Below are 12,310 nucleotides of genomic sequence, written 5' to 3'. Positions count from 1 at the left end.
ACCAGGGGCACCGCTCGTGACCAAGAAAGAAATCGTCAAGACGATCTGCGACAAAGCCAACAAGAAGAACCTGATTCCGAAGCACAATCTGACGCAACTGGCCACCAAAGAAATCGTCCAGTGGACTTTCGAGGCGATCATTGAGACGCTCGTGTCGGAGGGGCGGATCGAGCTGCGGAATTTCGGCGTGTTTGAAGTGAAGCAGCGCAAACCGCGTAAAGCGCGAAACCCGCGCACCGGTGCCGCGGTCGAAGTTGAGGCGAAGAACGTGGTGACGTTCCAGCCCGGTAAGGACATGGAAGAGCAGGTCAAAAAGTCCGCGAAGGTTGCGGAAGTCAAGAAGAAGAAGCCGCGCAAACCGAAAGCCGAAAAGGCCCCCAAGTTGGCCGAGCGGTCGCTCGCGCAAACGGCACCGTCTCCGAACGGCAGCGCGACGCCGTCCGAGGTCACCGGGAGCGTACCCACATCCGTATCAACCGAAAACGAACCGGTCGTTGCCGATGTCCCGGCCGCAACCTGATCGTCTCGGCGTCGTGACCCACAACGCGACACGCCCGCCGACTTGTCAGCGGGCGTGTCGCGTTGTGGGCGAGTTACCAACAAGACGCGGGCCGAGCGGGTGCCGCGGCGCCCGCTCGAACCGCGGTCGGGTCATTTGTTCTGGCGGCCCGACCGCTTACGGTCGCCTTCCTTCAGCAGGATCTTCCGCATCCGGATGCCGGCCGGCGTGATCTCGACCAGCTCGTCGTCCTCGATGTACTCCAGCGCCATTTCCATCGAGAAGTTGACGGCGGGCTTGATGGAGGCCTTCGCGTCGCTGCCGGACGCCCGCATGTTGGTCAGCGGCTTCATCTCGGTCACGTTCACCACGAGGTCGTTGTCGCGGCCGTGCTCGCCCACGATCTGCCCCTCGTACACCTCGTCGCCGGGCGACACGAACAGCGTCCCCGAAAGGCCGTCGATCGCGTAGGCGGTGATCTTCGCGGTGTTCTTCGACAGGTACACGCCGGTCGCCCGGCCGGGCGCGGCCCCCTTCGCCGGGCGGTAGTCGAGGAAGTTGTGGTGCATGATCGCGGTGCCCTGCGTCGCGGTCAGCATCCGCGTCCGCAGGCCGATCAGCGACCGCGCCGGGATGTGGAACTCGACCTGCATCGTGTTCCCGTGCGTCTCCATCCGCTGGAACTCGCCGGACCGCTCCAGCACGAGCCGCATGATCGAGTTCTGGTGCTCGGCGGGCACCTCCACCACGAGGTGCTCGTAGGGCTCCATCTTCTGGCCGTCGATCTCCTTCATGATGACGCGGGGCTTGCCCACCGCCACCTCGGAGCCCTCGCGGCGCATCGTCTCGAGCAGCACCCCGAGGTGCAGCAGCCCGCGGCCCGAGACGATGAACTCGCTCTCGCGCTCGCCCGGCGCCACCCGCAGCGCGACGTTGTGCTGGAGCTCCTTTTCGAGCCGGTCGCGCAGCTCGCGGCTGGTGAGCGGCTTGCCGTCGCGGCTCGCGAACGGCGAGTCGTTCACGCGGAACACCATGTCCAGCGTCGGCTCGTCGATGGTCAGCGGCGGCAGCGCCTTCGGCTTGTCGAACTCGCAGATGGTGTCGCCGATGTCCGCGTCGTCGATGCCCACGACCGCGCAGATGTCGCCGGCGCGGACCTCCTCGACCTCGCGCTTCGCGAGGCGGTCGAACTCCAGCACCTGGACGATCGTGTCCGGGAACACGGTCCCGTCTTTCTGCTTGACGACGGAGACCTTCTGGTTCTTGCGGATCTTGCCCGCGAACACGCGGCCGATGGCGATCTTGCCCTTGAACTCGTCGTACTGGAGCGCCATCACCTGCATCTGGAGCGGCGCGTCCTGATCCACGTCCGGGGCGGGGACGTTGTTGAGGATCGCGTCGAACAGCGGGCTGAGGTCCTTCGGCTCGACGGCCATGTCGGTGGTGGCGATCCCGGCCCGGCCGCTCGCGTAGATGATCGGGAAGCTGGCGGTGTCGTCGTCGGCCCCGAGCTCAATGAACAGGTCGAACATGAGCGCGTGGACGTCCGTGATGCGGGCGTCCGGGCGGTCGATCTTGTTGATGATGACGATCGGCTTGAGGCCGGCGGCGAACGCCTTCTTGAGCACGAACCGGGTCTGCGGGAGCGGCCCTTCGGCGCTGTCCACCAGCACGAACGCGCCGTCCGCCATCTTCAGGATGCGCTCGACCTCGCCCCCGAAGTCGGCGTGCCCGGGGGTGTCGACCAGGTTCACCTTCACGTCGCCGATGCGGATGCCGCAGTTCTTGGCGAGGATGGTGATCCCGCGCTCGCGCTCCTGGTCGTTGGAGTCCATGATGAGGCCGTGCTGGCCCCCGACCAGTTTGTCCAGCTCTTCCGAGCGGAACAGCCCGGACTGCCGGAGCATCTGGTCAACGAGTGTCGTTTTGCCGTGGTCGACGTGGGCGATCACGGCCACGTTCCGAATGTCGTTCCGCTTCATGGATACGGTGCGTGTCCCGGTCCGGTTGTGCCGCGGGGGAGGGCGCTGCGGGGCCGGAGCGTCGGGAACTTCTCCTGTGGTCTGTGTGACTTCAAGCGCTCCTTGTAATGTAGAAGCTGAGGCGGCCGCGCGGAAGGGCAGAAGGCATGTGGATTCCGTGAACCCGCATCGAGCACGTGACAGGCGCGGAGGGCGGGATGATTTTGTATCTGGTCCGGCACGCGGAGGCGGTGGAACTCGGCACCCCGGGCGCTGCGAGCGATTTCGACCGTTTTCTGACTCCGAACGGCAACGCCCAGACCCTCGCAATGGCCCAGGCGTTCGCCCGGCTCAAACTCCCGGTGGACGCCGTCGTGTCCAGCCCGTTCGTGCGTGCCTACCAGACGGCAACCGGGCTGCTGAGCGTGTGGCAACCGGATGTCCGGCCGATCACACACGACACGCTGGCGCCGGAAAAGCTCAAACCGAACAAGCTTTCTGAATTCTTGGGGGAAGTGCCGGGCGAGTTCGTCGTTGCGGTGGGCCACATGCCCGACCTCGGAACCTATGCCGAGTGGCTGCTCGGCACCTCGGCGGGTGCGGTTCCGTTCGCCAAGGCGGCTGTCGCTTGCATCGAGTTCCGAGCCGATCCCGCCAAAGCCAGCGGTCGGCTCCGTTGGTTCGTTTCTCCGGAGTGGGTCATGTGACGGCCACCCCTCGGGCAACCCGTGCGGCGGGTAACCGGGGCACTCCAAGGCCGAGCGCAACGTTCTCCCACCGAATCAGGTCCAAATTTTCAAACCGAACATGTGCCGCGGGTGATAGACCCACGTCACGTGAACGATCCGAGCCCGCCGTTCATCCGTTGCACGAGATTCCGGTGAGCAAGCGGGCGGTGAGCCGAATCTAACCCAACCCGATTGATCCGTAGCGGCGCAGTATTCTGGAACCGGCCTATGCGAGGCTGGCAGAATGCGGATGTTGTCGCGCCGGCCTCACAAAGGCCGGCTACAGGACACCGTTCCTCTCCAACCGGATGCGGTATCACAGGGGCCGTGCGGGTCGGGATGGGTTCATGGTAATAAGTGAACCCATCCCATTGGCTCTTACGGTTTTGTCAGGCTCGCCGGAACGGCGGGAGCGGTTTTGCTCTGGAGCTTCGTGAGTTCGGCTTGTGCCAGATCGGCGTGGCGCGTGTTCGGGCACAGCGCCATCACCTTCTTCAGGCACGTCGCGGCCTCGGCACTCTGACCCTTCTGGGACCACGACTCGGCGAGCGCGAAGTACATCGCCGCGGTGCGGTCGTTCATCTGCTCGCACGCCCGCGCCAGCCGCTCGGGGTTGCCTTTCACCTCTCCCAGCAACCGGTCCGCGTCCTTCGCCTCCGGCAACTCGGGGTACGCCAGCGCAAGCTGCTCGCACTTCTGCATACAGTCGTAGAGGCGCCCGGCACGAAAGTCGTCCCGGGCCGCCGCGAGCATGTCCCGCGCGACCCGGAGGCGGCGCTGTTGGACGACACCGGGTTTATCGGCGAGGTCCGCCAGCGCCACCGCCGCGTCCGCGGCGGCCTGCGTGCCGGCGTAGGTGCGAACGGCCTCCGCGAGCGCGTCCATCGCCTCGGCGGTCTGCCCCTGCTGTTCGAGCTGCTTCGCGCCCGCCAACTTGCCGGCGGCGCCCCGCTCGACCTCGGCCAGCAGTTGCTTCGCCTTCACCCCCACCGGCTTCTCGCCGGCGTCCTTGGCGATGCCCTTCAGGAGCGTCACCGCCCGCGGGTAGTCGCCGGCCGCGAGCGCCTTCGACGCCTCGTTGAAGTCCCGCGCCGCCCAGTCCGTCGTGCTCACCGCGGTGACCGTGCGTTTCATCTGTTCGGCGAGCCGCGCGGTCTCGATGTAACCTTCAATGAAGGCGTGAATCTTGCCATCAGGTGCGGCCAAAACGGTCGTGGGATAAAGCTGAACTTTCAGTGCTTTCGCGAGCTCGGGCGATCTGGCGGCGTCGAGCTTCAGCGGGACGAAGCCGGACGCGAGGAGCGGCGCGAGGGCGGGGTCCTTGAGCGGCCCGGACTCGAGCTTGCGGCAGTAAAAACAGTTCTCCGTTCCGACGACGATGAGCAGCGGCAGTCCCTTGTCTTGCGCCTCCTTGCGGGCGGTGTTGTAATCCGTCCACCACGTGATTTGAGGCTGCGCGGCGGGCCGGACCGGCTGCGCGACCGCCGGAAGTGCGGGCCACAGCGCCGCGGCGGTCACGAGCGGGAACAGGACGCGCATGCGCGTGTCGGGACAATACATGAAGCGAACCCCTGGTGCGTAACGGCGCTGCACAAACGCTCCGCCGCCGACCGCCGGGCTGGTGCGGTCGCGGCTCACCCAACCGGAAGGGCGTCCTCCCGCCCGCGCTCATGCGCGCGGGTGGGCCTTCTGGTAACTCTGCTGGAGGCGCTGAGTGGTCACGTGCGTGTAAACTTGTGTCGTCGCCAAACTCTTGTGGCCGAGCAGCTCTTGAACCCCGCGGATGTCGGCCCCGGCATCGAGCATGTGTGTCGCGAAACTGTGCCTCAACGTGTGCGGACTGGTTCGCGGGTCAAGGCCCGCGGCCTTCAGGTGGTGCGACAGGAGCCGCCCGACGCTGCGGGTCGTGAGCCGGCCGCCCTTGTTGTTCAGAAACACCGCGTCGGTTTCTTGGCCGGTTCGCGCCAGCAGGGCGGAGCGGTCCTCGTACCACGTGGTGAGCGCCTTCACGGCGTCCGGGCCGAGCAACGCGAGCCGCTCCTTCTTACCCTTGCCGCGAACCGTGATGACACCATCGTTCAAGTCAACGGCCAGCAGGTCCAGCCCGACCAGCTCGGAAACCCGGATGCCGGACGCGTAGAGCGTCTCCAGAACGGCGCGATCGCGCCGCCCCGCCCAATCGGTCGCCGGGGGCGCGGCCAGCAGTTTCTGCACATCCGCCAGTGTCAAAAAGTGGGGGAGCTTCTTGTCCTGCTTCGGGCCGCGGAGGGCCAGGGCCGGGTTCACGTCGAGCACGCCCGCGCGGCACAGGTACTTGCTGAACGACCGCACCGCGGCGAGGCGCCGGGCGATGGTGCTCTTGGCGTACCCCTGCTCGTGCAGCCAGGACACGAACGATCGCACGGTGCGCGTGGTCCAGTCGCCCACCGCGACGTGCCCCTTCTTCGTCCGGTCGCGGACGAACCCCAGCGCCTGGGTGAGGTCCTCGCGGTAAGACTTGACCGTTTTGTCGGAGGAGTTCTTTTCCAGCCCGAGGTGCGTGAGAAAGTCTGCGAGCCCCTGTTCGAGCGTCATCGGCCGGGCCTCCGGGGTGCCGCGGCGCGCGTGATTCCACCGCGGGCCGCAGCGCGATTGTCCGGTCGGGGCCGCCGTGCTCCAACAGCAAACGCCAATATCATTCGTCCAGCAGGTCCGCGGGGTCGGGCTCGGCGGCGGGGTTCCGCACGCGCTCGGTGAGCACCGAGGCGTCGAACCAGTTCAGCGCCACCGCCGGGTCCGCCGCCTTGTCGCGGATGTCGTCGATCAGTTCGTCTTTGCTGTGATCGTCATAAACGAAGATGAACCGCTCGGTCCCTTTAATCAAGGCCAGCACGTTGAGCTCCTGCGTCACGCGACCGTCCTCCGCGCGGTACTTCGCACCCGAGCAACATCGGCCGCCGGCGCCGCCGAACTCAAACCTAATTCGCGCAGCGAACGCGAAGCCCCGCCTCGTGCCTGAGCGACCCATACGACCGATACCGCCAGTTTTGCCGAAACCGAGACCGCTCGTTCGCGCTTCCTGACGTCGTGTGACTTGTCTTCTAACCGGGTCCGCGGTAAAATTGCCCCGGTATTACGACGTTATCCCTCTCAACGGAGGCCCGCGATGAACCGCGCGCTCCTGCTGAAGGCGGCCGGCCTGGTGACCGCGATTGCTGTGTGCGCGGTGCTCGTGCCCGGGTGCGGTGCGCCGGGCCGGAACGGACAAAACTGGCCCGCCGACCACGCCGGGCCGAAGGTGGTGGTGTCGTTCGCGCCGCTCTACTGCTTCGCGGCGAGCGTCGCGGGGGACGACGCGGTCGTCAAGAACGTGATGACCTCGAAAGGGCCGCACGACTTCGACCCGACGGCCGACGACATCGCGCTCGTGTCCCAGGCCGACCTCTTTTTCGTGGTGGGCCTCGGGCTCGACGAGAAGAAGGCGGAGGTGATGCGGAGCGGGTCCGGCAACAAGAACATGAAGATCATCGAGCTGGGCGAAAAGCTCGATAAGAAGGACCTGTGCGAAGGGTTCTGCACGCACGCCGACCACGGCGCGGACCACAAGCACGACACGGACCCGCACGTCTGGCTCAGCCCGACGCACGCGGCCAAGCTGGTCGGGTTCATCCGCGACGAGCTGAAGGCCAAGGACCCGGCGCACGCCGCCGGGTACGAATCCCGCGCGGCGGCCTACATTGAGAAGCTCAACGCGGTGAAGGCGTACGGCGTCGAGAAGTTCAAAGACAAGCAGGACAAGAAGCTGGTCTCGTTCCACGACTCGCTGGCCTACTTCGAGGAGTGCTTCCAGCTCAACGTCCGCGGGGTGCTGACCAAAAAGCCCGGGCAGGAGCCGAGCGACAAGGAAATGAAAGAGCTGATCCGGATCTGCATCCGGAAGACCTCTCCGGTCCGCGTGATCCTGACCGAGCCGCAGTACTCGACCAGCTCCTCGGGCGAGACGCTGCGAAAAGACCTTGTGGCCAGCGGAGTCGAGGACCCGGTGCTCGTCGAGTTCGACCCGCTCGAAACGGTCCGCCCCGACGAACTGGCCCTGGACTGGTACGAAAAGAAGATGCGCGACAACATTGACCGGCTCGCCGAGAAGATGAAATGATCAAGCCCGAAGCGCCGGCGCCGCCGCTGGTGTCGCTGCGCAACCTGAGCGTCGAGTTGGGCGGGCGGCCGATCCTCCGGAACGTGACCGCGGACATCAAGCGCGGCACGATCACGGCGCTGATCGGACTGAACGGGTCCGGCAAAACGACGCTCCTGCGCGCCCTGGTCAACGAGTACCCGCACAAGGGCGAGATCAAGTTCCACTGCGGGCACGACCACTCCAAGCCGTACCCGGAGGCGATCGGGTACGTGCCCCAGCGCCTCACACTCGACGCCCGGCTCCCGCTAACCGTCGGGGACTTCCTGGCGCTGACGCTGTCGCGGCGCCCGCTGTTCTTCGGCATCTCGAAGCGGACCGCGGCCAAAAGCCTGGAGATGCTGAAACGCGTCGATGTGGACAACTGCCTGAACCGACCGGTCGAGGGGCTGTCGGGCGGGCAACTCCAGCGCGTTTTGCTGGCGCTGGCGCTCGAACCGCAACCCGAGCTGCTACTTCTGGATGAACCGGCGGCCGGGATCGACTTCGGCGGGCTGAAAAAGTTCTACGACCTGATCGCGACGATCAACCGCGAGACCGGCGTTACGGTGCTGCTCGTGTCGCACGACTTGAACATGGTCCAGGCCCACGCGCACGACGTGCTGTGCTTGCGGGGAGGCGCGATTCAGTGCCAGGGACCGCCGAGTGAGATTCTTACGCCGATCAACATGTCACTCGTCTTCGGCGCCGAAATGAGCCTGTTCCCGCATCGCTTCACGAGCTGACGCACGCGGCCGGCGGATGGAATCTAGAGGGCCGGGGGCCGCGAAAGCCACCAATCGCTTTCGCGGCCCCCGGCCCTCTGGATTCCACACGCCGCCTAACTCACGCCAGCGGCGGCCAATCCTTCGCAACCCCTTCCCGCTCGATCAGTTCCAGTTGTTCCTTCGTGATGTGGTACTGCGACGCCACCTGCTTTTTGGACTCGGCAATCGTCAAGGTCTTGGAGTCCTGTACTTCAACGAGCGCGTGGAAAATCGACTTGCGCTGCTGGACTGTGAGCGTTTTGGCGGACATCATGATGCTCCTCTCCCATTGACCCAAACACAGAGTGTCTCATCCACTTTACGTTCGCCAAGTGGCCTCGAACCCCGAAATCCGCCGGTTTCGCACGTCCCCGACGGCCCGACTCACTCCCGACCCGAAAGGCCCCACCATGCCCCACCGCCCGCTCGCCACGCTCGCCGTTCTGCTCTCGGTGCTGACCGTTTCCGGCCTCGAACCACAGCCGACCTCCATCCCACAACCGGCGCAACCGGTTCCGAAACCACACCCCGCAGAACCGGAGTGGGTTCAAAGCCGGCTCGCCGCCGTGGACAAGAAACTGGCCGGCGAGATCAGGGACCTCGTGGCCCTTTACCAGCACATTCACACGCACCCTGAACTATCGCTCATGGAGGTGAATACCGCCAAGCGGCTCGCAGACGAGATGCGGAAAACCGGCTGCGATGTCACCGAAAAGGTAGGCGGAAACGGCGTGGTCGCGGTGCTGAAGAACGGCCCCGGGCCGGTGGTACTGATTCGCACGGACATGGACGCTTTACCGATCGCCGAACAAACGGGGTTGCCCTACGCCAGCAAGGTCCGCGTGAAAAACCGCGACGGCGTCGAGGTGGGGGTGATGCACGCTTGCGGGCACGACATCCACATGGCGAGCTGGGTCGGAACGGCTCGCGTCCTTGCGGCGTTGAAAGACCAGTGGAGCGGCACCGTGGTGTTCATCGGCCAGCCGGCGGAGGAGATCGTCGCCGGCGCGAAGCAGATGCTCGACGCCGGACTCTACAGCAAGTTCCCGAAACCCGATTACGCCCTCGCGCTGCACTCCGACCCGCTTTATCCGGTAGGCACCCTTGGTTTCTCCGAGGGACTCGCGATGGCCAACTCCGATACCGTCGACATCCTGGTGAAAGGGAAGGGGGGGCACGGTGCGTCCCCACATGTGACGATTGATCCGATTGTTCTTGCCGCGCGAATTGTTTTGGATTTGCAGACGATTGTGAGTCGTGAAACCGACCCGCTCGATCCCGTTGTGGTGACCGTGGGTTCGATCCACGGCGGCACCAAGCACAACATCATCCCCAACGAGGTGAAGCTTCAGCTAACCGTGCGCACCACGACCACCGCCACGCGGAACCGCGTGTTGAAGGCGATCGACCGCATCACCAAAGCCGCCGCTCTTGGCGCGAACGCGCCCGCACCGGAAGTGAAGGTGAGCCTCGATGAGTTCACGCCCGCGACTTACAACGACATCGATTTGGCGAAGAAGTGCGGCGGGCTGTTCCGCGAGATTCTGGGTGCGGAGAGCGTTCGCGGGAACCGCAAGCCGGTGATGGGGGCGGAAGACTTCAGCCGGTATTCGGAGGGCAAAACGCCGATCTTCATTTACTTCATCGGCACCATTTCACAGGAGAAGTACGACGCGGCCCAGAAGCCCGAAGCGCCGCGCCTGCCAGGAATGCACACCGACGCTTACGCGCCGGTGCCGGAGCCCAGCATCCGCACGGGTGTGCGGACGATGAGCCTCGCGGCCATGAAACTGCTGCCGAAAGAGAAGTAACGGGATACGGTCGAACGGCCCGCGTGCGGCTCAGTTGAGCCGCACCCGCAGGATCTTCCGCCCCAACCGCACGACCAGCCCGTCAGCGACCGGGACCGTCGCCTTCACGTCGGCGGGCTTGGTGCGGTCGGGGCCGTAGTTGAACGCCCCTTCCTCGATCTTCCGCCGCGCCTCGCCTTTACTCGCGGTCAACTTCGTTTCGGCAATCAGGTCAACGGCCAGCATCGCACCGTCCTTGATCTTGTCGGCTGGGATGCGGACATCATCAATGTTGTCAGGGTCCTGTTTTGCTCCGCTGTTGCTGAACTGCTTGTTCCAGTCGGCAACCGTTTCACCTGCGGCACCGGGACCGTGGTAGAACGTCACAATGTCCGACGCGAGCATTTTTTTCGCTTCGTTCGGATGGCCAGCGACGATGCTCGCGATCTCCGCCTCCGGACGATCGGTAAGTAGCTCGAACCACTCTTTTAACAGAGCGTCTGGAATCCGCATCGTCTTGCCGAACATGTCCTTGGCCGGTTCGTTCAGCCCGATGTAGTTCCCGACGCTCTTGCCCATCTTCTTCTCGCCGTCCGTGCCGCGAAGGATCGGCATTGTGAGGCAAATCTGCGGCTCCTGGCCGGCGGCCCGCTGAAGGTCGCGGCCCACCATCAGGTTGTAAAGCTGTTCGGTGCCACCGAGTTCCACGTCCGCGCGGATCTCGACGGAATCGTGCCCCTGCATCAGCGGGTACAGGCACTCGTGCAGGTAGATCGCGGCCCCGGCTTTGATGCGCTTCGTGAAGTCGTCACGCTCGATCATCCGCTGCATCGTCGTGTGCCCGAGCAACTTCAGCATGTCGGCGAAGGTGAACTTCGAGAACCATTCGCCGTTGGGCCGCACCTCGGCCTTGCTGACATCGACCACCTTCGCGATCTGCGTAAGGTACGTCTGAGCGTTCTTGTCGATCTGCTCGGTCGTTAAGCCCTGCCGGCTCGCGTCGCGCCCGGAGGGGTCACCCACCGCCGCGGTCGCGGTGCCGATGATGAGAACGGCGGTGTGACCGAACTCCTGAAATTGGCGCAACTTGCGGAGCGGCACGGTGTGCCCGAGGTGAACGTCGAACCCGGTGGGGTCGATGCCGTACTTCACCCGGAGGGGCTTACCGCTGGTGAAGCTCTTTTCGAGCTTCTTCTTCAGCTCCTCGCGCATCGACCCATCGAACTGCGCCGCGCCGCGCGTCAGGACTGCAAGTTGCTCGTCAACCGGGGGGAACGACATCACTAACTCCGCAAAACCGATTTCACCGCAGAGGGCACGAGAGGGCACAGAGAGAAAGAATGAGCAATACTCTCTCTTCTCTTCTTCTCTGCGTTCTCTCGTGCCCTCTGCGGTGAAATCGATTTGTTTAAGTAAAGAATTGGAAGCGGCCGGTGGACTCGAAAGCATGACGGATGTGCCGGACGGCGGGTTCGCGGGCGTGCTCCGGCCAAGCGATCACAAGCACGTCGTACCGAACGGCGATCTGCCCCAGCAGGCGTCGGCGGCCCAGGAAACGCGACGTCGCCTCGGTGATCTTCCGCTGCTTGCGGAGGCCCACCGAGGCGGCGGTTTGTTCGATCGCGTCGGGGCGGGCACTGGAAGTTGAGCGGACCTCCACGATGACGAGCGTTTCGCCGTCAATCGCCAGTAAATCGAGCTCACCGTCCCGATCGTTCACGTTCGCAGCCAGCAAACGATAGCGGAGCCCGCGGAGGTACTTCGCGGCGGCACGCTCGCTGCGACGGCCGAACCACCGTTTCCACCACCGCCAGCGCGAAAAGCCGCCCGGGGGCGGCTTTTCGTCGTCGGCAGGTGCGGGTGCGGTGCCGGGCACGGCTTACTTCTTCTTGGCGGCCTCGGCTTCCTTGCGGGCGCGCTTCTTCGCGGCCGACTTGCTCTCGCCGCCGGTGGCCTTCTGGGCCTCGGCCGCCTCGCGGGCCGCCTTCGCCGCGACTTCCGCCGCGACCTTCAGGTCCTGGTCGATCTTCGCCTGCCGCTTGACGTCGTCGCGGATCTTGGTCGCCTTGCCCACGCGGTCGCGGAGGTAGTACAGTTTGGCGCGACGGACCAAGCCGGCCTTGATGACCACGATCTTGGCGATGCGCGGCGAGTGGATCGGGAAGATGCGCTCGACGCCCTCGCCCTGGACCAACCGGCGAACGGTCACGCTCTCCCGCGCGCCGCCGTGGTTCAGGCCGATCACGTCCCCCTCGAACACCTGGACGCGCTCTTTGGCGCCGTCCAGGATCTTCTGGTGAACTTCGATGCGGTCGCCGACCTGGAACGTCGGGATGTCGTTTTTAACGGTCCCGGTTTCGATCAGTTGCATGAGGGGCGAGATCATACCCCACCTTTCCCTTTCCGCGGCGC

The 12,310-nt window shown here is 65.0% G+C and carries 13 protein-coding genes; 5 read left to right on the top strand and 8 right to left on the bottom strand.

The window, feature by feature from the left end; genetic code table 11:
- Positions 1 to 16 precede the first annotated feature (16 nt).
- A complete protein-coding gene (locus R5W23_RS13225) occupies positions 17 to 520 on the top strand; it encodes an HU family DNA-binding protein (protein ID WP_320686715.1) in 504 nt (167 codons plus the stop codon).
- 131 nt (positions 521 to 651) lie between these two features.
- On the opposite strand, the gene typA is transcribed toward R5W23_RS13225, so the two are convergent.
- Positions 652 to 2,481 carry a translational GTPase TypA gene (typA, locus tag R5W23_RS13220; protein ID WP_320686714.1) on the bottom strand — a complete coding sequence of 610 codons (1,830 nt, stop codon included), beginning with the start codon at positions 2,479 to 2,481 and terminating at the stop codon, positions 652 to 654.
- A 197-nt stretch (positions 2,482 to 2,678) separates the two neighbouring features.
- On the opposite strand from typA, the gene R5W23_RS13215 reads away from it, so the two are divergent.
- Positions 2,679 to 3,167: a SixA phosphatase family protein gene (locus R5W23_RS13215; protein WP_320686713.1), complete on the top strand. Its 489-nt coding sequence runs from the start codon at positions 2,679 to 2,681 to the stop codon at positions 3,165 to 3,167.
- 399 nt (positions 3,168 to 3,566) lie between these two features.
- On the opposite strand, the gene R5W23_RS13210 is transcribed toward R5W23_RS13215, so the two are convergent.
- The 3 genes from R5W23_RS13210 to R5W23_RS13200 all read right to left on the bottom strand — a co-directional run bounded on the left by R5W23_RS13210 (position 3,567) and on the right by R5W23_RS13200 (position 6,078).
- Positions 3,567 to 4,727, bottom strand: coding sequence for a thioredoxin family protein (locus tag R5W23_RS13210; protein ID WP_320686712.1), 1,161 nt, complete (start codon positions 4,725 to 4,727; stop codon positions 3,567 to 3,569).
- A 129-nt stretch (positions 4,728 to 4,856) separates the two neighbouring features.
- On the bottom strand, positions 4,857 to 5,762 hold the full coding sequence (gene xerC, locus R5W23_RS13205; protein WP_261188787.1) for a tyrosine recombinase XerC: 906 nt from the start codon (positions 5,760 to 5,762) through the stop codon (positions 4,857 to 4,859).
- 100 nt (positions 5,763 to 5,862) lie between these two features.
- The gene (locus tag R5W23_RS13200) at positions 5,863 to 6,078 is read right to left on the bottom strand and encodes a hypothetical protein (protein ID WP_261188786.1); all 216 of its coding nucleotides are present in this window, start codon (positions 6,076 to 6,078) and stop codon (positions 5,863 to 5,865) included.
- A 255-nt stretch (positions 6,079 to 6,333) separates the two neighbouring features.
- Here R5W23_RS13200 and R5W23_RS13195 point away from each other — a divergent pair, with 255 nt between their 5' ends.
- Together R5W23_RS13195 and R5W23_RS13190 are read left to right on the top strand one after the other, a co-directional pair.
- Complete coding sequence (locus R5W23_RS13195) at positions 6,334 to 7,323, top strand: metal ABC transporter substrate-binding protein (RefSeq protein ID WP_320686711.1); 990 nt, start codon at positions 6,334 to 6,336, stop codon at positions 7,321 to 7,323.
- On the top strand, positions 7,320 to 8,087 hold the full coding sequence (locus R5W23_RS13190; protein WP_320686710.1) for a metal ABC transporter ATP-binding protein: 768 nt from the start codon (positions 7,320 to 7,322) through the stop codon (positions 8,085 to 8,087). Before R5W23_RS13195 ends, R5W23_RS13190 begins: the two co-directional genes overlap by 4 nt.
- A 100-nt stretch (positions 8,088 to 8,187) precedes the next feature.
- Here the strand turns inward: R5W23_RS13190 and R5W23_RS13185 are convergent, their stop codons facing one another.
- Positions 8,188 to 8,382 carry a hypothetical protein gene (locus R5W23_RS13185; protein ID WP_109570900.1) on the bottom strand — a complete coding sequence of 65 codons (195 nt, stop codon included), beginning with the start codon at positions 8,380 to 8,382 and terminating at the stop codon, positions 8,188 to 8,190.
- Between the two features lie 136 nt (positions 8,383 to 8,518).
- Here R5W23_RS13185 and R5W23_RS13180 point away from each other — a divergent pair, with 136 nt between their 5' ends.
- The gene (locus R5W23_RS13180) at positions 8,519 to 9,919 is read left to right on the top strand and encodes an amidohydrolase (RefSeq protein WP_320686709.1); all 1,401 of its coding nucleotides are present in this window, start codon (positions 8,519 to 8,521) and stop codon (positions 9,917 to 9,919) included.
- 30 nt (positions 9,920 to 9,949) lie between these two features.
- On the opposite strand, the gene tyrS is transcribed toward R5W23_RS13180, so the two are convergent.
- The 3 genes from tyrS to rplS form a co-directional block, all read right to left on the bottom strand.
- On the bottom strand, positions 9,950 to 11,179 hold the full coding sequence (gene tyrS, locus R5W23_RS13175) for a tyrosine--tRNA ligase (RefSeq protein ID WP_320686708.1): 1,230 nt from the start codon (positions 11,177 to 11,179) through the stop codon (positions 9,950 to 9,952).
- Positions 11,180 to 11,306: 127 nt separating this feature from the next.
- Complete coding sequence (locus tag R5W23_RS13170) at positions 11,307 to 11,774, bottom strand: YraN family protein (RefSeq protein WP_320686707.1); 468 nt, start codon at positions 11,772 to 11,774, stop codon at positions 11,307 to 11,309.
- A gap of 3 nt (positions 11,775 to 11,777) precedes the next feature.
- A complete protein-coding gene (gene rplS / locus R5W23_RS13165; protein ID WP_010041370.1) occupies positions 11,778 to 12,284 on the bottom strand; it encodes a 50S ribosomal protein L19 in 507 nt (168 codons plus the stop codon).
- Between the last annotated feature and the right edge of the window lie 26 nt (positions 12,285 to 12,310).

It is taken from the genome of Gemmata algarum, assembly GCF_034097035.1.
GTDB lineage: Bacteria > Planctomycetota > Planctomycetia > Gemmatales > Gemmataceae > Gemmata > Gemmata algarum.
This window is presented reverse-complemented; position numbering and strand designations above follow the sequence as displayed.